This window comes from Arthrobacter sp. PvP103 (assembly GCF_017833075.1).
Lineage (GTDB): Bacteria > Actinomycetota > Actinomycetes > Actinomycetales > Micrococcaceae > Arthrobacter.
Map to the genome: position 1 here is coordinate 3,639,041 of NZ_JAFIBQ010000001.1, position 20,483 is coordinate 3,659,523.

Consider the following 20,483-nt stretch of genomic DNA (forward strand, 5'->3'; position numbering starts at 1 on the left):
CGAAATTGCACTAGCTTGAAGTTAAATCAGGAACACCTGGTAATTCGCATCAAAGGCCGTTCGCACCTTTCGATCGAGGAGACTCTTAATGATTTCACTCCCCCAGGCGGCGCCGCGAGTCGCTAAGCTCACAGCGCTTAGCATCGGCGTCGCCCTTCTGGCTACGGCTTGTGGCGGCTCGTCCACCCCGAGTTCGACAGGCTCCACCACTCCGGCGGCATCCGGAATCGCCTGCCCGGCGCCGAGCGCTAGCGGCGGCGCCACCACCGCAGCAGGCGCGGGCGGCTCGGTCCCGGCCTCTACCACTACTACGGATACTCCGCTCAAGATCGGCTCGCTTCTGCCTACCACGGGCTCGCTGGCGTTCCTCGGGCCGCCCGAAATTGCCGGTGTGAACCTGGGCATCAAGGAAGTCAATGACGCAGGCGGCGTCCTGGGCAAGCCCGTCGAAGTGATCCACCGCGACTCCGGTGACACCAAGACCGACATTGCAACGCAGTCCACCACCGCGCTGCTGGGCAGCGGCGTCAGCGCCATTATCGGCGCTGCATCATCGGGGGTTTCCAAGACCGTCATCAACCAGATCACCGGTGCCGGTGTCATCCAGTTCTCGCCCGCGAACACGTCTCCCGACTTCACCACCTGGGATGACAAGGGCCTCTACTGGCGCACGGCTCCCTCCGATGTGCTGCAGGGCAAGGTGCTCGGCAACTACATGGCTACCTGTGGCGCACAGACCGTCGGCATGATCGTTCTGAACGATGCGTACGGCACCGGCCTGGCCAAGAACGTCAAGTCTGCGTTTGAAGCTGCCGGCGGCAAGGTTGTTGCCGAGGAGCTCTTCAACGAGGGCGACTCGCAGTTCAGCAGCCAGGTGGACAAGGTCATTGCAGCCAAGCCGGATGCGATTGCCCTGATCACCTTCGACCAGGCTAAGAGCATCGTGCCCCTGATGACCGGCAAGGGCGTCAAGGCGACCCAGATGTTCCTGGTTGACGGCAACACCTCGGACTACAGCAAGGACTTCCAGGCGGGAACGCTGAAGGGCGCCCAGGGCACCATCCCGGGCACGTTCGCCAAGGACGACTTCAAGAAGAAGCTGCTGGCCATCGACCCGGCGCTTAAGGACTACAGCTATGCAGGCGAGTCGTACGACGCCGTCAACCTGATCGCGCTGGCTGCGGAAGCCGCTAAGAGCACCAAGGGTACCGACATCGCCAAGCAGCTCAAGGCAGTCTCCGAAAGCGGCGAGAAGTGCAACGACTTCCCGTCCTGCGTCACGCTGCTCCGCAACGGCAAGGACATCGACTACGACGGCCAGTCCGGTCCGGTGACCTTCTCCGACGCCGGTGACCCGACGGAAGCCTACATCGGCATCTACGAGTACCAGGATGACAACACCTACAAGCCGTCGAAGGAAGAATTCGGCAAGCTGTAAAGCCGACTCAACCTAGATAGCGCGAAAGCCCCCGTCCAGCCGGACGGGGGCTTTCCGTCGCCCGGGCGCGAGCGCGGCCTCGGTCCCCTGACCACCCATCAAACGCCCGGCGGAGGCAGTGCACGGCTCAGGGCATGCAGAAGGGCCGCCACCAAGCGGTGACGGCCCCCCTGCGGCTCGTAGGGGCGGCTTAGACTTCGTCCGCCAGCGTTCCGAGGTACAGCTGGATCACCTTGGGGTCCTTCATGAGCTCCCGGCCGGTACCGGTGTACGCGTCCTTGCCCTGGTCCAGCACATAGGCGCGGTCGCAGATCTGCAGGCAGCGGCGGGCGTTCTGCTCCACCATGATCACCGAAACGCCGGCCCGGTTGATCTCGTGGACCCGCAGGAAGGTCTCATCCTGCTTGACGGGGGAGAGGCCTGCCGACGGCTCATCGAGCAGCAGGACGGCGGGCTCCATCATCAGGGCACGTCCCATGGCCACCATCTGGCGTTCCCCGCCGGAGAGCGAGCCGGCACGCTGGGCGCGGCGCTTGCCGAGCTCAGGGAAGAGGCTGGTAACGAAGTCGAACCGTTCGGCAAAGTCCTTGGGCCGCTGGAACATGCCCATCTGCATGTTCTCCTCGATGGTCAGGGTAGCGAACACATTGTTGTTCTGCGGGACGAAGCCCACGCCCTTGGCCACGAGTTTGTTGGCCTTGAGCCCGGTGATGTCCTGGCCCCTGACCACGACGGAGCCCGAGTGCACCTTCACCAGCCCGAACATCGCCTTCAGCAGCGTGGACTTACCGGCGCCGTTAGGACCGATGATGCCGATCAGTTCGCCTTTGCGGGCTTCAATGCTGCAGCCGTTGAGGATGTTGACGCCGGGGATGTAGCCAGCCACCAGGTTGGTGACCGTGACCACCGCTTGGTCCGCGGCGGCTGGTGTGGCGGCTGCTGCCGCACTGGTGGCGCTCATTCGGTGTCCTTCTTCCGGGTTTCGGGCCGCGGCTCCGTTTCGGCGGCAACGACGTCGACGGCGATAATTCCGGCGTTCTCGGTGCCCACGATTGACTCTTCGTCGGCCACGAGCTCGGCGGCCAGTTCCTTGATGCCTTCGGCGTCGCCCAGGTCCACATCGTGGTGGGCGCCCAGGTAGGCATCGATCACGGCGGGGTTCTTCATCACGTCCTGTGGCGGCCCTTCAGCGACGATCTTGCCTTCGGCCATCACCACCACCCAGTCGGCGATGTGGCGCACCATGTTCATGTCGTGCTCGACGAAGAGCACGGTCATGCCTTCTGCCTTGAGGTTCTTGATGTGGTCAAGGAGGGACTGGGTAAGCGCCGGGTTGACGCCGGCCATGGGCTCATCAAGCATCACTAGTTTGGGCCTGACCATCAGCGATCGTGCCATCTCAAGCAGCTTGCGTTGGCCGCCGGACAACGATGCCGCGTAGTCGTCCTTCTTCGCGTCCAATTTGAACTTCTCCAGCAGGACGTTCGCCTGGGCGGTGATCTCCTTTTCGCGGCCGCCCCACATGCCCTTGAACAGGGCCTTGGAAAGCCGCTCACCGGGCTGCTCAGAGCCTCCCAGCCGCATGTTTTCCATGACAGTCAGCTTGCCCATCACCTTGGTCAGCTGGAACGTGCGGACCATGCCCATCCGGGCCACCTTGTAGGGGGAGACGCCGGCGAGGCTGTTGCCTTCGAACTGCCATTTTCCGGAGTTGGGTGTGTCAAAGCCGGTCAGCAGGTTGAACAGGGTGGTCTTGCCGGCACCATTGGGTCCAATGAGTGCAGTGATTTTGTGGCGGGGGATCTCAAGGTATTCGACGTCGACGGCGTTGATGCCGCCGAAGCTGCGGGTGACGTTTTCGGCGACGACGATCGGATCCCGCTTCTTGCAGCCCGGGGCGGTCTCGCCGGCGGCGATCGGCCGCGTATCCGTCATGTAGTCAATTCCTGCGGTGTCACCGCTGTTCCCGGTGCCACTTGCTGTTGGCACATTGCGTTGCTCACTCATGCGAACGCCAACTCCTTCTTATTGCCGAAAACGCCCTGGGGCCGGAAGATCATCAGCAGCATCAGCGCGACACCCACGAGGATGTAACGCAGCTGCCCGGCCTGGACCGTGTTCAGCCATGTCACCGCCCCTGATTCAATGAGGCCGTAGAGGATGCCCTGAGTGAGCGAGAGCACCACCCAGAAGATCATGGCGCCTACTACCGGGCCAAGCACTGTTCCGAGTCCGCCCAAAAGCAGGCAGGTGTACAGGAAGAACGTCAGCTCGGTGCCGTAGTTCGCCGGCTGGACTGCACCGCGGGGAAGGGTGAAGATCATGCCGGCCAGGGCGCCGAGGACGCCGCCGATGACGAGCGCCTGCATCTTATAGGCGTACACGTTCTTGCCCAGCGAGCGGACCGCGTTCTCGTCCTCGCGGATGCCCTTGAGGACGCGTCCCCACGGGCTGCGCATCAGCAGCCACACCAGGGTGCAACAGACGATCACGAGGCCCCAGCCAACTACGCGGATAAAGAAGTCCCTGTTGTTCATTCCAAAGTAGGAGCCTTCGGGGAACGGGTTCATGGAGTAGAACCCGCCTTCGAAGGCGGCCAGGCCGTTGGCGGAGCCGGTCACGGACGTGAGCTGGTTGGTGGTGACGATGTAGCGGACGATTTCCGCGGCCGCGATCGTCACGATGGCCAGGTAGTCGGCGCGCAGGCGAAGGGTTGGAATGCCCAGCAGCAACGCGAAAATAGCCGAGCAGACGACGGCAATGAGCAGGCCTACAAAGAACGGGACGCCGAAGCTAAGCGTCGAGATGGCGAAGCCGTAGGCGCCTACCGCCATAAAGCCGGCCTGGCCGAAGTTCAGCAGGCCGGAGTAGCCGAAGTGAACGGCGAGGCCGAGGGCGGCAAGCGCGTACGCCGCCGTCGTCGGGCTGAACAGTTCACCGGCAGCGCTGGAAAAAATGAATCCAAAGTCCATGGCTGTGTCTCCTAACCCACGCGCTCGCGACGGCCCAGGATGCCCTGCGGCCGGAACAAGAGGACAACAATCATGATGAACAGTGCTCCCACATATTTGAGGTCGGCGGCCAGGCCGAACACGGTGGTCAGCTCCACGAAGATGCCGACGATGATGGATCCGATCAGTGCACCGAAGACCGTGCCGAGGCCGCCCAGGGTCACGCCGGCGAAGATGAGCAGCAGGATCTGCGAACCCATATCGAAGGTGACGCCGGGCCGGTAGTAGGCCCAGAGAATGCCGCCGAGGGAGGCCAGCATTCCGCCCGCAACCCAGACAATCCGGATCACGTTGTCGACATCGATGCCCGAGGCGGCCGCGAGGGCGGGGTTGTCGGCGACTGCGCGGGTGGCTTTGCCCAGGCGGGTCTTCAGGAGGATGAAACCGATGAGTGCGATCACGACGGCACTGATGACCAGCGACCACAGGTTGTTGGGCGAGATCGATACCGGCCCAATCTGTATTTCAGCGCTCTGGGCGTAGGGCAGCTGCTGGGTCGATCCGCCGAAGTAGAACTGAATGACATAGCGGACCGCGAGTGCGAGGCCAATGCTGACGATCATCATCGGGACCAGGCCCGTCCCGCGTCGGCGCAGCGGTTTCCACAGGCCGGCATCCTGGACGTAACCGAACAGGCCGCCGCCCAGCAGCGCAAGGACCACCGCCAGCCAGAACGGAAGGCTCATGGCGTTGAAGGCGAAGACCAGAACGGCGCCGAAGGTGACCATCTCGCCGTGGGCAAAGTTGGTGAGGCCGGTAGTTCCGAAAATCAGCGAGAGTCCCACCGAGGCCAGCGCCAGCAGGAGGCCGAAGCTAAGGCCGGCCACGAGCCTGTTCAGCAGGTTCTGGCCGAAGTCCTGCTGCTGGACCACAATGCCTTTGCCGAAGGCAAAGATCACGGAGAGGTTGGAAGTCTGGCTGAAAGTGACTTTGCGGGGATTCTCCTGGCCGTCAGCGAGCTTGATGCCTTCGGGGAGAGTGGACTCGTCTAGCTCTACTTCATAGGTGCCCTGGACCGGGACTCCGATGGTCCACGAGCCGTTGGCGCCTGATTTTGCGGTCCCGGTGAAATCCCCGCTTTTGGCAGTGATCGTAACGTCAGCGATAGGGGCCCGAGCGTCGTCCCGCAGGAAGCCGCTGATGCTGTTCTGGAACTGCTGGTTCGACGGGGATGGTGTCGGCGAGGGGGTAGTGGCCTGCGATGCCGGGGCTACGACGAGGAGGATTGCAACGACGGCGGCAAATATAGCCCCCAACGTCTTCAGCAATCCGCCGCGCCGTCTGTGCGACAGGCCTCTCGGTGTGCTTCTCAAAATGAAAACCTCCACATGGGGGTGGACTGGGTTGCGCCTTTACAACCACTGCGAACGGAGCGGGGGACGTAGTCGTGGCGCTAAATATGCGGTAGACAAACCGGATACCTTGTGATGTCAGTCACCCTGCTTGGGCTTATGTTACAGCCAGCGGGGATCAATGGAGCCTCGCACGGGCACCCCTAAGATAGCGATCAGATAACAACAGTGAAGCTCAACCTCAGGTTTGATGCAGTTCTGCTAAAGAAAACTTTTGTTGAGCCTGAGTATTCCTAAACAGTCGAACCTGCTGGATACCGGTGGTGTGCGTCACGCCTGCCGGCCACCCATGTCACGGTTGGGTTTCGGCTGGCCCGGCCGGGGAACTATCCCTGCCCCCTGCGCGTGGGAATTGGTACCTTGAGTTATCAGGATCACCACCTACCCCCTTTATTTGGAGGACACCCGCAATGGCACTTGGCGGAAACCCGATCTTCAACGGAAAGAATCTCCGTGGAGCCACCCAGGCACCGCCTGTTCCGCAGGCTCAGTACGGCCAGAACCCCTACGGCCAGGCTCAGTATGGCCAGAACCCCTATGGCCAGGCTCCGGGCCGCGCCCCGGGCCAGGTCATGGACGCGCAGGGCGGCTGGATGGCCCAGCAGCAGAACATGACCCATGATCAGCTGCAGCAGATGTACAACCAGCCGGCAGCCGGCCCGGCCGAGACCGGGCGGATGACTTTCGACGACGTCATCATCAAGACGGCCGCCTGCCTCGGTGTGCTGATTGCCGGCGCAGCTGTCACGCTCTTCGTGAGCATGCCGCTGGCCTCACTGCTGATGATCGTCGGTGCGCTGGGCGGCTTCGTCCTCGCCCTCGTCAACACGTTCAAGAAGCAGCCGTCACCGGCCCTCATCCTGGCCTACGCAGGCCTCGAAGGACTCTTCCTTGGTGGCCTGACCCGTGTCCTTGACGGAATGTATCCGGGAGTCGGACTGCAGGCTGTCATCGGCACGCTGTCCGTCTTTGCGGTGACGCTGCTGCTGTTCAAGAGCGGCAAGGTCCGGGCAACGCCCAAGGCCATGAAGTTCTTTATGATCGCCATTGCCGGGTACGCCCTGTTCTCCGTGGTGAACCTCGTCATGATGCTGACAGGCCTGACGACGGAACCGTTCGGCCTGCGCAGCGGAATCATTGGCGTCGTCATCGGCGTTCTGGCCATTGGCCTCGCCGCCTTCTCGCTGATCATGGACTTCACCAGCATCGAGGAAGGCGTCCGCAACGGCGCACCGGAGCGGTTCTCCTGGACCGCCGCGTTCGGACTGACCGTGACCCTGGTCTGGCTGTACGTGGAAATCATCCGTCTTCTGGCGATCCTCCGCGGCGACGACTAGGACCCTAGCCGGCAAACGCCGTCGTGCTCTAATTGGAATGAGCCCCGCCACACGGCGGGGCTCATTCCCGTTTTAGCTGGTCCTACCTAGCTCAACCGCTCGTAAACCACTGCCATGCCCTGGCCTCCGCCGACGCACAGGGTCGCCAGCCCGAGCGAGCCGTCGCGCTCCTGAAGCCCGTTGAGCAGGGTGGTGGTCATGCGCGCGCCGGTCATGCCGAACGGATGCCCGAGGGCGATCGCCCCGCCGTGGACGTTGAGCCGTGAGTGGTCGATGCCCAGTTCGCGGGCACTGGCTACGACCTGGACGGCAAACGCCTCGTTCAGCTCGACAAGGTCGATGTCCCCGATGCCCAGCCCGGCCCGCGCCAGCGCCTGCCGGGTCGCCTCCACCGGGCCCATGCCCATGAGTTCGGGGGAGAGTGCGCTGACGCCCGTGGACACGATCCGTGCCAGCGGCTCCAGGCCGAGCTCCCGGGCGCGGCCATCACTCATCACCACTAGGGCGGCAGCGCCGTCGTTCAGCGGGCACGCGTTGCCGGCGGTGACTGTCCCTTCACTCCGGAACACGGGCTGGAGACCGGCCACACCTTCGAGGGTGACGCCGCTGCGCGGGGAGTCGTCCCGGTCCACTAAGGTGCCGTCGCGGCGTGTGTACGGTGTGATGTCGCGCGAAAAGAATCCCGAGGCCCGGGCCGCTTCAGCACGGTTCTGGCTTAGGACAGCCCATTCATCCTGCTCGGCCCGTGAAATACCGTAGGTGGTGGCCACGTTTTCCGCAGTCTGTCCCATCGCGATATAGATGTCCGGCATCCGGCCGCCCAACCGGGGATCGGTCCATGGCGTGTTGGACGCGGCGCGGGCCTCCGTCCGGCGGCGGGCAGCGTCGAAGCGCGGGTTGTGGTTGCCGGCATCGGTTTCTCCTGCCCCGGTCCAGTTCGGATAACGGGACACAGACTCCACTCCGGCCGCAACGAACGCGTCGCCTTCGCCCGCCTTGATGGCATGGAACGCCATGCGGATGGTCTGCAGGCTGGAGGCGCAGAACCTGTTGATGGTTGCGCCGGGAACATTATCCAGTCCGGCCAGGATGGTGACCACCCGCGCCATGTTGGAACCCGCTTCACCGCTCGGTTCGGCGCAGCCCAGGTAAAGGTCGTCCAAGCCCTTGCCGTCCCCTCCGCGGGGGTCGAAGGACGGAATCTTGTCCAGAGCCGCGGTGACCATGGCGGCGGCAAGGTCATCCGGCCGCTCATCCTTCAAAGATCCCTTGAAGGCGCGTCCGATCGGGCTTCTGGCAGTGGAAACAATGACTGCTTCTGACATGCGCCCAGCCTACGCCCGAGCTATACGACCCGCATCGCCCCGGCCGCAGGGGTAACCGTGAAAATGTCCGGCTTCCTGAACCCCGCGCGGGAGAAAGCCTGCTCGACGGCGGTGCGTACCTGCTGCTCGGCGGCCACCGGTGTGAGGGCGATGGCTGCGCCGCCAAAACCGCCGCCTGTCATGCGGGCGCCGATGGCTCCGCTGGCCCGCGAGGTGTCGACGGCAAGGTCCAGTTCGGGGCACGAAATCTCGAAGTCGTCACGCATGGAGAGGTGACTGGCATCGAGGAGTGGCCCGATGGCGCCCGGTCCGGCTGAGCCGAGGAGTTCCACGGTCTGCAGGACGCGGTCGTTCTCGGTGACGACGTGCCGGACCCGGCGGAACGTGACCTCATCCAGGAGACCGCTAGCTTCGTCCAGGTCCTCCACCCCGACGTCCCGCAGCGCTTTGACGCCCAGCACTTCGGCCCCGAGCTCGCACGAGGCGCGGCGCGACGCGTAGCCGCCGTCGGCGTGGGAGTGGGAAACCTTGGTGTCGATCACCAGCAGCACCAGGCCTGCCGGCTCCGTCTCGAACGGCACCAGGCGGGCACTCTGGTCCCGGCAGTCCAGGAAGACGGCATGGCCCTTCGCCCCGCGCAGCGAGGCGGACTGGTCCATGATGCCCGTGGGCGCTCCGACAAAGTCATTCTCGGCGCGCTGGGTGGCCAGGACCATTTCCTCGGCTGTAAGCCCTGCGCCGGTCAGCTCGTTGAGGGCGGAGATGACGGCGCACTCAATGGCGTGGGACGAGGAGAGTCCGGCGCCGAGGGGAACGTTGGAGTCCAGCAGCAGGTCAAGGCCGGGCACCGCGACCCCGCGCTCCTGGAGTGCCCAGATGACGCCGAGCGGATACTTGGTCCAGCCCTTGGCGCGCGAGCCGTCCAGTGACGAGGTGTCCGCCGTGGTCATGCCCTGGTCTCCGTAGGTGGACAGCAGCCGGAGCGTGGAGTCGGAGCGCACCCGGACAGCCACCCGGGCTGTCCGGTCGATGGCGAACGGGAGCACGAAGCCGTCGTTGTAGTCGGTGTGCTCGCCAATCAGGTTCACGCGGCCCGGCGCCTGCCAGACGCCGTCTGGGACGGAACCGAAGGCGTCCCGGAACCGCGCTTCGAGGTCCTTGTTTCCCAGCTTGCTGTCGCGGGGGTTGCTGTTGCCAGGAGTGTTGCTGCCTGTTGGGGCGGTCATGCGTGTGCGCCTTCCGGGAGTGGCTTGGGGACTGATGCCGGAACCGTAACGGTGCGCAGCCGCTCCGCCACGAGTTCCGGGGTGGTGTCGTTAATGAAAGCACCCATGGCCGCTTCGGACCCGGCCAGGTACTTGAGCTTATCCTCGGCCCTCCGCGGGGAGGTCAGCTGGAGGTGGAGGTAGCCGGCCGGGCGGAGCAGGTCGTCGAGCGGGGCCTGGTGCCAGGCCGAAATATAGGGGGTCGGCGTCGGATAGAGCGCATCGAGACGCTTGAGCAGGTCCAGGTACACGTGCGCCAGCTCGTCTTTCTCCTCGCCGCTGAGCGCCGCGAGGTCCGGTACCTGGCGGTGCGGGACCAGGTGCACTTCCAGCGGCCAGCGGGCCGCGAACGGGACGTAGGCGCTGAAGTTCTCGCCTTCGAGGACCATTCGGCTGCCGTCTTCACGTTCAGACCGCAACAGCGAGCCGGTCAGCGTCTGGCGGCCGTCGGCGTCGTCGTAGAACTTCCTTGCCGCGGCGCCCATCACCGCGGCGCGGGGCGTGACGTAGGGGTATGCGTAGATCTGGCCATGCGGGTGGTGAAGGGTGACGCCGATGTCCGCGCCGCGGTTCTCGAACGGAAATACCTGCCGGATGCCCGGAAGCGCGTTGAGGGCCCCGGTGCGGTGTGCCCAGGCCTCGACGACGGTGCGTGCCCGGACTTCGCTCAGTCCGCTGAAGGAACCGGTGTGCTCCGGGGTGAAGGACACCACCTCGCACCGGCCGAACGCCGTGCCGGTGGTTCCCCAGCCGGCGTCGGCGGGAACCGGCCCGAGGGCGGGCCCGAGCGAGGGGAAGCGGTTCTCGAAAACGACCACGTCGTAGTCCGGTGCCGGAATCTCCGAGGGGTTGGCCGGGGTCGTCGGGCAGATGGGGCACTGATCCGCCGGGGGAAGGTGGGTGCGGCTCTGGCGGTGGGCAGCCACGGCCACCCACTCGCCGGTGAGGGCGTCGAACCTGACTTCGCCCGGCTCGCTCCGGGCCGGCAGTTCGCGGCGGTCCGGAGTCTCCTCCGGCCGGCGGGTGTTTCCGCCCCCGGGGGCCCCTGCCGTAGCGTCATCGAAATAGAGCAGCTCCCGGCCATCGGCAAGGTTGGTGCTGGTGATGTGAGTCATGCGTCTTGTCCTTTACGAGCGGCGGCCATCGGAGTCACGCCCTCGAGAGGCGGAACAGCAGGCACTTCAATTCTCCCACAAAACGATCAAAAAGAAATAGTTTCGAACAAAAGTTAACAACGGCCGGTTGTGAGGTCCCGGCGGAGGAGTGGGGGCAAACGGAGGAGGTACCGTTGTGCCCATGAATCCGAGCTCACGCCACCCCCAGCACAGCGACACCGCCGCGTCAGGCGCCAGCGAGGGGGTGCCGCGCCGCTACGCCTCGGGCAGGCAGTACGAGCTCCGCCGCGGCGATGCCCTTGCCGTGGTCACGGAGCTGGCCGCAGGCCTCCGGCTCTATTCCAGGGGTGGTGTCCAGCTGACGGAGACGTACGGAGACGGGGACATCCCGCCGGGCGCCACCGGAATCACGCTGGCGCCCTGGGCCAACCGGGTGGAAGACGGCGTCTGGTACCTGAACGGCAAGAAACAGCAACTGGACATCACCGAAGTTTCGCGCAACAACGCCAGCCACGGCCTGTTGCGGAACGCCGCCTACGAGCTCGTGGACGAAGCAGAGTTCTCGGTCACCCTCGAGGCTCCGGTCTTCCCGCAGCACGGATACCCCTTCCTTGTGCGGCACCGGGTCCAGTACCTCCTGGCCGAGGACCTGGGGCTCGTAGTACGCCAGACGCTGCTCAACGATTCCCAGGCACCCGCCCCCTTCGTCCTCGGAGCCCACCCCTACCTCAGGCTGGGTGACGTGCCCGCCTCGGACCTGGTCCTCACGGTAGGCGCCGGTAGACGGCTCGTGGCAGATGAGCGCCTCATACCCCGCAGCTCGGAACAGGTCGACGGCGCTACGGACCTGCGAGGCGGCCGGACGGTGTCCGAACTGGATATCGACGTCGCCTATACAGACCTTACGTTCGACGGCGGCGTGGCACGCCAAACGCTGAAGGCATCGGACGGCCGCAGCGTAAGCCTCTGGCAGGACGAAAACTGCAGCTACGTCCACGTCTTTGTCACCGATCAGTACCCCGGCAGGGCCAAAGCCGTTGCCATTGAACCCATGACCGGCCCGGCAAATGCGTTCAACAGCGGCGACGGGCTGCGCTGGCTGCCGGCAGGGGAGTCGTTCACCATGACCTGGGGCATCAGCGCCTCCCTGTAGCCGCCTGCTTTTCAGCCCCCACGCCGGCGGAGTAGTGCCCTGCCGGGACAACAGTGCCAATGGCAGCCGGGGCCGACGTGGCGGTTTCCCATCGAGGCGCTGCTGGGGAAGTATTAGGCTATGACGCCAGCTGAGGACTCCGTACCAAACCAGAGACCGGATGCCAACATTGGCGCGGCCTTGCCCGCAGCCCACGACGGCCCTGCACCTGCGGGCCCCGCGCCTTCGGCCCCGCTGCGCGTGGTGACCGACCGTGAACTGGACCAGGACATTCCCTACGGTGTGCGGATCGCCGCGTCATGGGCCTGGCGGCTCGGGCTCATCCTGCTGGTCGTTGCCGCACTGATCTGGATGCTGAGCAAGATCAGCTTCCTGATCATCCCCGTGATGGTGGCAGCGTTGCTGGCAGGGCTGCTGAGTCCGGTGACCCGCTGGCTCAAGGCACGCCGCGTCCCCAACGGAGGCGCCGTGGCCATCACCGTGCTGGGCTTCCTCGGACTCATCGGAGGTTCCCTGGCGCTCGTGGGACGGCAGCTTGTCGCCGGATTCAGCGAGCTGTGGAGCGAGGCGCTGACAGGGATCCAGCAGATCCAGGGCTGGCTGGCGGACGGACCGCTCCACCTGACAGCGGCGCAGATGGACCAGTATCTGCAGGAGGCAACCGCTGCCCTGCAGAACAACAGCAGCAGCATCCTCAGCGGCGCCTTGTCCTTCGGCAGCACCGCCGGACATTTTGCCGCGGGACTCATCCTGGCCTTGTTCGTCCTGATCTTCTTCCTCCTCGAAGGCGACCGGATCTGGGCTTTCCTGGTCCGATTGCTGCCACGGAAGGCCCGCGCCGCCACTTTCGGAGCAGGCCGCAAGGGCTGGGCGTCCATGGTCAGCTACGCCCGCATCCAGATGTTCGTGGCTTTCGTGGATGCCGTTGGTATCGGCGTGGGCGCAGCCATCATCGGCGTCCCGCTGGCGCTTCCGCTGGGCGTGCTGGTCTTCATCGGTTCCTTCATCCCGATTGTGGGTGCCCTGGTCACCGGAGCCGTGGCTGTCCTCCTTGCCCTCGTGGCCAACGGGTGGGTCAATGCGCTGGTCATGCTCGGGATCGTTCTGCTGGTCCAGCAACTGGAAAGCCACATCCTGCAGCCGCTCGTGATGGGCAAGGCGGTGGCCCTGCACCCGGTGGCCGTTATCCTGTCCGTGGCGGCCGGTTCCTACCTCGCCGGCATCCCGGGCGCTCTCTTCTCGGTGCCCATCCTCGCCGTAGCAAACTCGGCGATTCGATATATTGCTGCCAGAACGTGGGAACATGAAAGAGTGCTGGTGGCGGATGGCCCGGGTGTAACCGGGGACTCCGGATCCAGCCAGGACAACACCTTCAAGGATGTCTACCTTCCCGGTGCAAACCCGGGCCGCGGCAAGGGCGCCGCACAGCCAACGGGAAATCCCGCCGGACATGCCGGCCCGGACGCCCCAGCCGAATTCCCCAAAGGAGACTAGTTCGTGAAAACCCTCAATAGCCTGCCCGTCACGTTGGACAATGTCCTTGAGGCGCAGAAGCTGCTTGAGGGCATTATTACGCGGACCCCGGTGGAATCGTCCCGGGCCTTGGGCGGCATGGTGGGCGGCGAGGTGTTCTTCAAGTGCGAGAACCTCCAGCGGGCGGGTTCCTTCAAGGTCCGCGGCGCGTACGTCCGCATGGCGAAGCTTTCCCCCGAAGAGAAAAAGCGCGGCGTGGTGGCGGCGTCGGCCGGAAACCACGCCCAGGGCGTGGCAGTTGCAGCCAAGAGCCTGGGCATCAAGGCGCGCATCTACATGCCGGTGGGCGTGGCTCTGCCCAAGCTTGCCGCAACCCGCAGCCACGGCGCCGAAGTGGTCCTCCACGGGCACAACGTGGACGAGGCACTCGCCGAAGCGCAGCGCTACGCCGATGAGACCGGTGCCGTCTTTGTCCACCCGTTCGACAACGTTGACGTTGTTGCCGGGCAGGGCACGGTGGGACTGGAAATCCTGGAACAGATTCCCAATGTGGACACCATCCTGATGGGAGTAGGCGGCGGAGGGCTGCTGGCCGGCGTGGCGGTGGCCGTGAAGGCCAGGGCCAGGGAGCTGGGCCGGGAGATCCGGATCATCGGCGTCCAGGCCGAAAACGCCGCGGCGTACCCGCCGTCGCTCGCCGCAGACGCCCTGGTGCCGTTGAAGAAGGTCTCCACCATGGCCGACGGCATTGCCGTGGGCCGACCGGGCCAGCTGCCGTTCAGCATCATCCGTGAGCTCGTGGACGACGTCGTCACGGTCAGCGAGGACTCCCTGGCCCGGGCGCTGATCTTCCTGCTGGAACGCGCCAAGATGGTGGTGGAGCCGGCCGGCGCCGTGGGCGTCGCCGCCCTGATGGACGGCAAGATCGAAAATCCCGGCACCACGGCCGTGATCCTCTCCGGCGGCAACATCGACCCGATGCTGATGCTCAAGGTGATCCAGCGGGGCCTCTCGGCCGCCGGCCGCTACATGACGGTACGCATGATGCTGGATGACCGGCCCGGCTCGCTGGCCACGATCGCCCGGATCATCGCAGAGAACGATGCCAACGTGACCGGCCTGGACCACACCCGCGTGGGCGGTTCCATCAGCATGGGAGACGTTTCCATCACCGTCAACCTGGAGACCAAGGGCCATGAGCACTGCGAGCAGGTCCTGGGTGCGCTCCGTGCCGAAGGCTTCCAGCCGATCGTGGTCCACTAGGGACCATGGTGCTGGATGCTCAGGGGGGCCGACCGCAAGTGAGGCACACCGCTGCCGCACGCGCCCAGGGCGGACTGTTGATCACAGGACTGTTCGTAGTCCTCCTGTTTGTGATCGAGTTCGTCAACGCGGCAACGTTCCATGCATTGAACCGGACGTTCGGGCTACGTCCGCGCAGCGCCGACGGACTGCTGGACATCCTCACGTTCCCGCTGTTCCACGCCAATCTTGGCCACGTTGTCTCCAACGCGCTGCCGCTGATCATCTTCGGCTTCCTCGTTTTTATGTCCGGGCTCCGGGTCTTCGTCACCGCGGTGGCCTTCAGCTGGCTCGGTTCGGGCCTGGTCGTGTGGCTGATCGGCGGCTGGGGGATCACGGTGGGCGCGTCGGGCCTGGTGTTTGGCCTGTTTGCCTTCCTGCTGGTCCGGGGCTTCTTCAACAGCAGCTGGTGGCAGATAGCGCTGTCAGTACTCCTGTTCCTCAGCTACGGCGGAATCCTGTTCGGCATCCTTCCCGGCGTGGCAGGGTTCGTTTCCTGGCAGGCGCACCTGGGCGGAGCGCTGGGCGGCGTCGCCGCCGCCATGCTGCTGAGGCCCCGGCGGCTTCCGCAGGAACGCCAGGTCGCGGAAGACCGGGCCCCAAGAATTAAGCCTTAACGCACGACGCCGGCCCTCCCCGCGGAAGGGGAGGGCCGGCGTCGTGCGTAAAGGCTTTGCAGTGGTCCCGGAGCTGCGCTCCTAGCCTGCGTACGGCTTGGCGGAGAGGATCTCCACCGTGATGTCCTTGCCGTTCGGGGCGGTGTAGCTGAGCTTGTCGCCCTCCTTGTGGCCGACAATCGCAGAGCCAAGCGGGGACTTTTCGCTGAAGACGTCAAGGTCCGAATCGCCGGCGATCTCGCGGGATCCGAGCAGGAAGGTCTCCTCGTCGCCGGCGATCCTGGCGACAACGATCATTCCGGGCTCCACAATTCCGTCGTCGGCCGGGGACTCGCCCACGTGGGCGTCCCGGAGCAGTACGGTGAGCTGGCGGATGCGGGCCTCGATCTTGCCCTGCTCCTCCTTGGCGGCGTGGTAACCGCCGTTTTCCTTGAGGTCGCCTTCCTGGCGGGCAGCTTCGATTTTCTGGACGATTTCCGCCCGGCCGGCGCCGGAGAGGTGGTCCAGCTCTGCCTTCAGGCGGTCAAAAGCTTCCTGGGTAAGCCAAGCTGCAGTTGCGCTGTTGGTGGTAGACACGGACTTCTCCTTTTTCGTGGTCAAACAAGTTTGTGGTCAAACAAGTAAAACCCCGCCACGGTGGCCACTCATGGAACTCAGCAACCAGCTCAGCGGGGTAGAAGGTATTGATCCATTGTAGTCAATGCGCTGGACAAACCAAAGAAGGCCTGCGGCGTGGGTCACAGGCCGCAGGCGAAATCGCCGGCAAAACTACGGCCAGCTACTTGTTTCCGTCGGGGATCCAGCAGCTGTCCACCACGCCGGAAACGGACAACGACTCCGTGCGAACCACCGCGCGGTGCACCGTGGTGCGTCCGCCGTCAGCGGTGGCGTCCGCAGGGTTCGGCCCGATGTCAACCACTTTCCAGCCGACCACCGCGAACTTGGCATCCAGCGCTTTGACCGCGCATTTGGCGGCGGTTCCGGGCTCCTTGGTGACCTGGAAATCGATCTCCGCCTGCGTGGCGTCCGTGGTGCTGTAGCCGATGTCCTTGAATGACACTGTCTCGGTGTTCAGGGAGGTGGAGATCCACGCCATGAAGCCGATCCCGGCGACCAGCGCAGCGATTCCGATGTTGCGCTTGGCCTTACTCGAGAGGACACGCTTTTGGCCCCCGTAACGATTGGCTAGGGTGGTAGTTGCCGGCGCCGAAGTAGCCGGCTGATCCTCGGAAGTCACCGTTCCAGTTTAGTGTGGATCCGAACGGGATATTTCCGCGTCCCTGCCGCCGTGAACCCGCAACGCCAAAATTCGAAGAAAGTGAGCCGTTTCAGATGACAGCGTCTGCAAGCCAGTCAAAACCGCTCCGCCTGCTGGCAGTCCACGCTCACCCTGACGACGAGTCGAGCAAGGGCGCAGCCACCATGGCGATGTACGCAGCGGCCGGTGTTGACGTCATGGTGGCCACTTGCACCGACGGGTCGCGGGGCGACATCCAGAACCCTGCCATGGAGCACGAGCCACACCCCAAGCGCGACATGGCCGGCGCCCGGCGGCTCGAAATGGACAATGCCGCCAAGGTGCTGGGAATCCGCCAGCGCTGGCTGGGCTTCGTGGACTCAGGACTGCCTGAAGGGGACCCGTTGCCGCCGCTGCCGCCGGGCTCCTTCGCCCTCCAGCCGCTGGAGGTGGCTGCGGCTCCGCTGGTCCGGCTGGTGCGCGACTTCAAGCCCCACGTGATCGTGAGCTACGACGAGAACGGTGGCTATCCGCACCCGGACCACATCATGGCCCACCGGGTGGCCGTGGAGGCCTTCGAAGCCGCGGGCGATCCGGAACGGTACCAGGGGGCCGGCGAACCCTGGGCGCCTGGCAAGCTGTACTACGACCGTGCCTTCAGCCCTGACCGGTTCCGCGCACTGCACTTTGCCCTTGAAGAGGCGGGCTTGCAGTCGCCCTACGCCGAACGGCTGGCAGCCTGGCTCGAGGCTGATGCCGAAGGCCATACACCGCCGCCCCCGACCCACCCCACCACCACCCAGATTGAGTGCGGGGACTATTTCGAAGCCAGGGACGACGCGCTCCGCGCCCACCGCACCCAGGTGGATCCGCTGGGCTTCTTCTTCGCGGTGTCTCCGGACATGCAGCGCCGCGCCTGGCCCTGGGAAGACTACAGCCTGATCCAGTCACGGGTGCCGGTGGAGTTGCCGGAAAAGGATCTCTTCGCCGGGCTAAGATAGAACCAGGCTCATTTCTATGTCCTGTAGAAGTCAGAGCCCTCAAAACGTTCCACAGAAGGTTTAACCGTGCATCACTTGCTCATTGCCCTCGCGACGGCCCCGGCGCCCAGCCCCACGCCCTCCCTGCGCCCGGGCCTCTCCGAAGACCAGGTGACTCCGGGTATGTGGGGCTTCATCATGACCGCGTTCTTCGTGCTGGCCACCACGCTGCTGATCGTGGACATGGTGCGGCGCATCCGCCGGGTCCGCTACCGGGCCCAGGTGGAGGAGGAGCGTCTGGCCGCACTTGCTGGCGGAAGCCAGGACATGCCTGGAACCGGCACTCCGGTTGCGCAGGCTCCGGATGCAGAGGATTCCGGCACGCATGGGCCGGGCACCCGCGGCGGACGCCAGGGCGGCGCCGATCTCCGAACGGAACACAACGGTGATGAAGGCCGCGGACAGCGCTAACGGCGGCCCTGTCGGCTCCCGGCCCGGCGCAGCCTGGCCGGGTGCAGCCAACTCCCTGGCTGGCGAACCATCGGCTTACTTGAGGCAGCACGCGAACAACCCCGTGCACTGGCGGCCGTTCGGCGATGAAGCCTTCGGTTTCGCAGCTGAGCGCGACGTCCCCGTGTTCCTGTCTATCGGCTACGCCGCCTGCCACTGGTGCCACGTGATGGCACACGAATCGTTCGAAGACCAGGAAACCGCGGACTTCCTGAATGCCAATTTCGTGGCCATCAAGGTGGACAGGGAAGAGCGCCCGGACGTGGACGCCGTCTACATGGCCGCGACCCAGGCGATCAGCGGCGAGGGCGGCTGGCCGATGTCGGTCTTCCTTATGCCGGACGGCCGCGCCTTCCATGCCGGAACATACTTCCCGCCACGGCCCATGCCCGGCCGGCCCTCGTTCCGCCAGGTTCTCGAGGCGGTCCGCGAAGCGTGGCTGGAACGGCGCGAGGCCGTCGAACACAACGCCGAGACCTTGGCCCGCGGGATGGCCGAAACTCAGCTTGCCGCCGCTGTCCGGCTGGCCGGGGTGCCGGACCCGGTGGACGCCGCACTGCTCTCCGGGGCGGTCCGCGTCCTGGCCCGCTCCGAAGACCAGATCGACGGCGGGTTCGGCACCGCGCCGAAATTCCCGCCGTCGCCCCTATTGGAATTCCTGATCCGGCACGCCGCAGTTGCGTCGGAAACCGCCGACGCGGCAAAGGACATGGCCGGCAGGGCGCTGGCAGCGATGGCCCGGTCCGCGCTGTTCGACCAGCTGGACGGCGGATTTGCACGGTATTCCGTGACGCGCGACTGGTCCGTTCCGCACTTTGAAAAGATGCTCTACGACAACGCCCAGCTGCTGCGCGCCTATGTCCACTGGGTCCGACTCGGGGGCGATGCCGTATATACCGCCGGGGAAGCGGCGGACGTCGCGTCCCGCACGGCGGACTGGATGATCGCCTCGTTGGGCCTTGCCGGTTACGCGGCGGAGCCGGACGAGGGGCCGGACCAGGGTTCCAAAGCGGAGCAGGTCGAGGCCTTCGCGTCCTCGCTGGACGCGGACACCGTGGTGGACGGCCGGCACCTCGAGGGCGCCAGCTACCTCTGGACACCGGAGGAGCTGGTGGAGGTCCTGGGACCGGACGACGGACCTGCAGTAGCGCGGCTGATGAATGTCCGTGCCGAGGGAACCGTGACCCCGACGGCTTCCCCCTTGCATCCGGGCCGCCGGTCCGACGACGCCGGGCAGCAGCTGTGGGATCGGGCGCGGCCGCGTCTGCTGGCGGCGCGTTCGGCGCGTCCCCAGCCCGCCAGGGACGACAAGGTCGTGGCCGGCTGGAACGGGCTGGCCCTCGCCGCGCTCGCTGAAGCAGGGGCCGTCCTGGACCGGCCCGGGCTCGTCGCTGCTGCAGAGCGAACTGCCGCCTACCTTGAACGCGTCCACTGGCAGCCGCCTCGCGCCGGGGACCAGGGCACGGAACCCGGCACCCTGGTGCGGGTTTCGCACGGCAGCCGTGCCAAGGGTATCGGCGGCCTGCTCGAAGACTACGCCTTCTGCGTGGACGGGCTCCTGGCCCTTTACGGAGTGACTGGAAGTGACCGGTGGTACCGGCTCGCCGAAGACATCCTGCAGGCTGCCTGCCGGCGGTTCGCCGCGGACGGAACACTCGTGGACACTGCCGGAGAGTCGTCCCAGGTATTCAACGCCCAGGGGCAGCGGGCCGGCCTCGAACCCTTCGACAATGCCACGCCAAGCGGCGCGGCCGCGTTCGCCGGGGCCCTCCTGGGCCATGCCGCGCTTTCCGGTTCCAGCGACCATCGCGTCATGGCCGGCAACATCTTGTCGCTGCTGCCGCCGCTGGCAACCCGGGCGCCGCGGGCGGCAGGCTGGCTCCTGGCCACGGCGCAGGCTGCGCTGGCAGGGCCCGTGGAGGCCGCCGTCGTCGGACCCGCCGATTCCGCGCGGGCGGAACTCCACCACGCCCTCATGATGTCCGCCAGCCCTGGCCTGGTTGTGGCGGTTGCGTCCGACGCCGGGGTCCCGGCGGCCGGTGCCGCCCCACCTGCCGTGCCGCTGCTGGAGGGCAGGACGGCGGCGCCGGACGGCTCGCCGCAGGTGTACCTCTGCCGCGGGATGGTGTGCGAACGCCCGGTGGCCTCCGTGGCGGAACTGCTGGAGCGACTGGCTACGCTGGCCGGATAACGTCTTTGCCGCATCCGGAGTCCGGTGTTCCGCGGGACCCGGGCCGCTTTGAACTGGTGATTTTCGCCTGCGACGGCGTCCTGGTCGATTCCGAGTCATTGCCATCAGGGTGGGCGGCGGACGCTCGGGCAGACGGGGCTGCTTCAGCAGTTTGAAGGACGGATCTTCAGGGCCTCG

Annotated in this window: 18 protein-coding genes; 9 read left to right on the forward strand and 9 right to left on the reverse strand. The window is 65.6% G+C overall.

Translation table 11 applies throughout. The features are described from left to right. Positions 1 to 88 precede the first annotated feature (88 nt). Complete coding sequence (locus JOE41_RS16790; protein ID WP_209753017.1) at positions 89 to 1,438, forward strand: ABC transporter substrate-binding protein; 1,350 nt, start codon at positions 89 to 91, stop codon at positions 1,436 to 1,438. A gap of 190 nt (positions 1,439 to 1,628) precedes the next feature. On the opposite strand, the gene JOE41_RS16795 is transcribed toward JOE41_RS16790, so the two are convergent. Genes JOE41_RS16795 through JOE41_RS16810 form a run of 4 tightly spaced genes read right to left on the reverse strand, consistent with a single transcriptional unit; the run spans position 1,629 to position 5,717 of the window. Further along, positions 1,629 to 2,399, reverse strand: a complete 771-nt coding sequence (locus tag JOE41_RS16795; RefSeq protein WP_011691016.1) for an ABC transporter ATP-binding protein — start codon at positions 2,397 to 2,399, stop codon at positions 1,629 to 1,631. Continuing rightward, on the reverse strand, positions 2,396 to 3,445 hold the full coding sequence (locus JOE41_RS16800; protein ID WP_245200747.1) for an ABC transporter ATP-binding protein: 1,050 nt from the start codon (positions 3,443 to 3,445) through the stop codon (positions 2,396 to 2,398). Before JOE41_RS16800 ends, JOE41_RS16795 begins: the two co-directional genes overlap by 4 nt. After that, on the reverse strand, positions 3,442 to 4,410 hold the full coding sequence (locus tag JOE41_RS16805; protein ID WP_209746614.1) for a branched-chain amino acid ABC transporter permease: 969 nt from the start codon (positions 4,408 to 4,410) through the stop codon (positions 3,442 to 3,444). Before JOE41_RS16805 ends, JOE41_RS16800 begins: the two co-directional genes overlap by 4 nt. A gap of 11 nt (positions 4,411 to 4,421) precedes the next feature. Further along, the gene (locus JOE41_RS16810) at positions 4,422 to 5,717 is read right to left on the reverse strand and encodes a branched-chain amino acid ABC transporter permease (protein WP_232223596.1); all 1,296 of its coding nucleotides are present in this window, start codon (positions 5,715 to 5,717) and stop codon (positions 4,422 to 4,424) included. A 494-nt stretch (positions 5,718 to 6,211) separates the two neighbouring features. On the opposite strand from JOE41_RS16810, the gene JOE41_RS16815 reads away from it, so the two are divergent. Further along, positions 6,212 to 7,138: a Bax inhibitor-1/YccA family protein gene (locus JOE41_RS16815; RefSeq protein WP_209753018.1), complete on the forward strand. Its 927-nt coding sequence runs from the start codon at positions 6,212 to 6,214 to the stop codon at positions 7,136 to 7,138. Between the two features lie 86 nt (positions 7,139 to 7,224). Here JOE41_RS16815 and JOE41_RS16820 read toward each other — a convergent pair whose 3' ends face one another. The 3 genes from JOE41_RS16820 to galT are packed head-to-tail and all read right to left on the reverse strand — an operon-like array spanning position 7,225 to position 10,843. Further along, entirely contained in the window at positions 7,225 to 8,463 is a 1,239-nt protein-coding gene (locus tag JOE41_RS16820) for an acetyl-CoA C-acetyltransferase (RefSeq protein ID WP_209753019.1), read from the reverse strand. 20 nt (positions 8,464 to 8,483) lie between these two features. After that, complete coding sequence (gene galK / locus JOE41_RS16825; protein ID WP_245200748.1) at positions 8,484 to 9,689, reverse strand: galactokinase; 1,206 nt, start codon at positions 9,687 to 9,689, stop codon at positions 8,484 to 8,486. Further along, on the reverse strand, positions 9,686 to 10,843 hold the full coding sequence (gene galT / locus JOE41_RS16830; protein WP_209753020.1) for a galactose-1-phosphate uridylyltransferase: 1,158 nt from the start codon (positions 10,841 to 10,843) through the stop codon (positions 9,686 to 9,688). The genes galK and galT overlap by 4 nt, the downstream gene beginning before the upstream one ends. Before the next feature lie 181 nt (positions 10,844 to 11,024). Between galT and JOE41_RS16835 the strand changes: the two genes are divergently transcribed. The 4 genes from JOE41_RS16835 (at position 11,025) to JOE41_RS16850 (ending at position 15,388) form a co-directional block, all read left to right on the forward strand. Then, positions 11,025 to 11,996: an aldose 1-epimerase family protein gene (locus JOE41_RS16835; protein WP_245200749.1), complete on the forward strand. Its 972-nt coding sequence runs from the start codon at positions 11,025 to 11,027 to the stop codon at positions 11,994 to 11,996. Positions 11,997 to 12,116: 120 nt separating this feature from the next. Continuing rightward, on the forward strand, positions 12,117 to 13,490 hold the full coding sequence (locus JOE41_RS16840; protein WP_245200750.1) for an AI-2E family transporter: 1,374 nt from the start codon (positions 12,117 to 12,119) through the stop codon (positions 13,488 to 13,490). Positions 13,491 to 13,493: 3 nt separating this feature from the next. After that, positions 13,494 to 14,732 carry a threonine ammonia-lyase gene (gene ilvA / locus JOE41_RS16845; protein WP_209753021.1) on the forward strand — a complete coding sequence of 413 codons (1,239 nt, stop codon included), beginning with the start codon at positions 13,494 to 13,496 and terminating at the stop codon, positions 14,730 to 14,732. Positions 14,733 to 14,737: 5 nt separating this feature from the next. Next, positions 14,738 to 15,388 carry a rhomboid family intramembrane serine protease gene (locus JOE41_RS16850; protein WP_209753022.1) on the forward strand — a complete coding sequence of 217 codons (651 nt, stop codon included), beginning with the start codon at positions 14,738 to 14,740 and terminating at the stop codon, positions 15,386 to 15,388. Between the two features lie 81 nt (positions 15,389 to 15,469). On the opposite strand, the gene greA is transcribed toward JOE41_RS16850, so the two are convergent. After that, positions 15,470 to 15,964 carry a transcription elongation factor GreA gene (greA, locus tag JOE41_RS16855; RefSeq protein ID WP_011691028.1) on the reverse strand — a complete coding sequence of 165 codons (495 nt, stop codon included), beginning with the start codon at positions 15,962 to 15,964 and terminating at the stop codon, positions 15,470 to 15,472. 202 nt (positions 15,965 to 16,166) lie between these two features. After that, a complete protein-coding gene (locus JOE41_RS16860; RefSeq protein WP_011691029.1) occupies positions 16,167 to 16,625 on the reverse strand; it encodes a DUF4307 domain-containing protein in 459 nt (152 codons plus the stop codon). Positions 16,626 to 16,720: 95 nt separating this feature from the next. On the opposite strand from JOE41_RS16860, the gene mca reads away from it, so the two are divergent. The 3 genes from mca (at position 16,721) to JOE41_RS16875 (ending at position 20,306) form a co-directional block, all read left to right on the forward strand. Further along, the gene (mca, locus tag JOE41_RS16865; protein WP_011691030.1) at positions 16,721 to 17,626 is read left to right on the forward strand and encodes a mycothiol conjugate amidase Mca; all 906 of its coding nucleotides are present in this window, start codon (positions 16,721 to 16,723) and stop codon (positions 17,624 to 17,626) included. Positions 17,627 to 17,692: 66 nt separating this feature from the next. After that, a complete protein-coding gene (locus JOE41_RS16870; protein ID WP_209753023.1) occupies positions 17,693 to 18,076 on the forward strand; it encodes a hypothetical protein in 384 nt (127 codons plus the stop codon). Further along, positions 18,054 to 20,306: a thioredoxin domain-containing protein gene (locus JOE41_RS16875; RefSeq protein WP_209753670.1), complete on the forward strand. Its 2,253-nt coding sequence runs from the start codon at positions 18,054 to 18,056 to the stop codon at positions 20,304 to 20,306. The genes JOE41_RS16870 and JOE41_RS16875 overlap by 23 nt, the downstream gene beginning before the upstream one ends. Positions 20,307 to 20,483 lie beyond the last annotated feature (177 nt).

Coding starts and splice junctions, on each gene's coding strand:
- JOE41_RS16790 (WP_209753017.1), top strand. CDS start 89: ATGATTTCACTCCCCCAGGCGGCGCCGCGAGTCGCTAAGCTCACAGCG.
- JOE41_RS16795 (WP_011691016.1), bottom strand. CDS start 2,399: ATGAGCGCCACCAGTGCGGCAGCAGCCGCCACACCAGCCGCCGCGGAC.
- JOE41_RS16800 (WP_245200747.1), bottom strand. CDS start 3,445: ATGAGTGAGCAACGCAATGTGCCAACAGCAAGTGGCACCGGGAACAGC.
- JOE41_RS16805 (WP_209746614.1), bottom strand. CDS start 4,410: ATGGACTTTGGATTCATTTTTTCCAGCGCTGCCGGTGAACTGTTCAGC.
- JOE41_RS16815 (WP_209753018.1), top strand. CDS start 6,212: ATGGCACTTGGCGGAAACCCGATCTTCAACGGAAAGAATCTCCGTGGA.
- JOE41_RS16820 (WP_209753019.1), bottom strand. CDS start 8,463: ATGTCAGAAGCAGTCATTGTTTCCACTGCCAGAAGCCCGATCGGACGC.
- galK (WP_245200748.1), bottom strand. CDS start 9,689: ATGACCGCCCCAACAGGCAGCAACACTCCTGGCAACAGCAACCCCCGC.
- galT (WP_209753020.1), bottom strand. CDS start 10,843: ATGACTCACATCACCAGCACCAACCTTGCCGATGGCCGGGAGCTGCTC.
- JOE41_RS16835 (WP_245200749.1), top strand. CDS start 11,025: ATGAATCCGAGCTCACGCCACCCCCAGCACAGCGACACCGCCGCGTCA.
- JOE41_RS16840 (WP_245200750.1), top strand. CDS start 12,117: ATGACGCCAGCTGAGGACTCCGTACCAAACCAGAGACCGGATGCCAAC.
- JOE41_RS16850 (WP_209753022.1), top strand. CDS start 14,738: ATGGTGCTGGATGCTCAGGGGGGCCGACCGCAAGTGAGGCACACCGCT.
- mca (WP_011691030.1), top strand. CDS start 16,721: ATGACAGCGTCTGCAAGCCAGTCAAAACCGCTCCGCCTGCTGGCAGTC.
- JOE41_RS16875 (WP_209753670.1), top strand. CDS start 18,054: ATGAAGGCCGCGGACAGCGCTAACGGCGGCCCTGTCGGCTCCCGGCCC.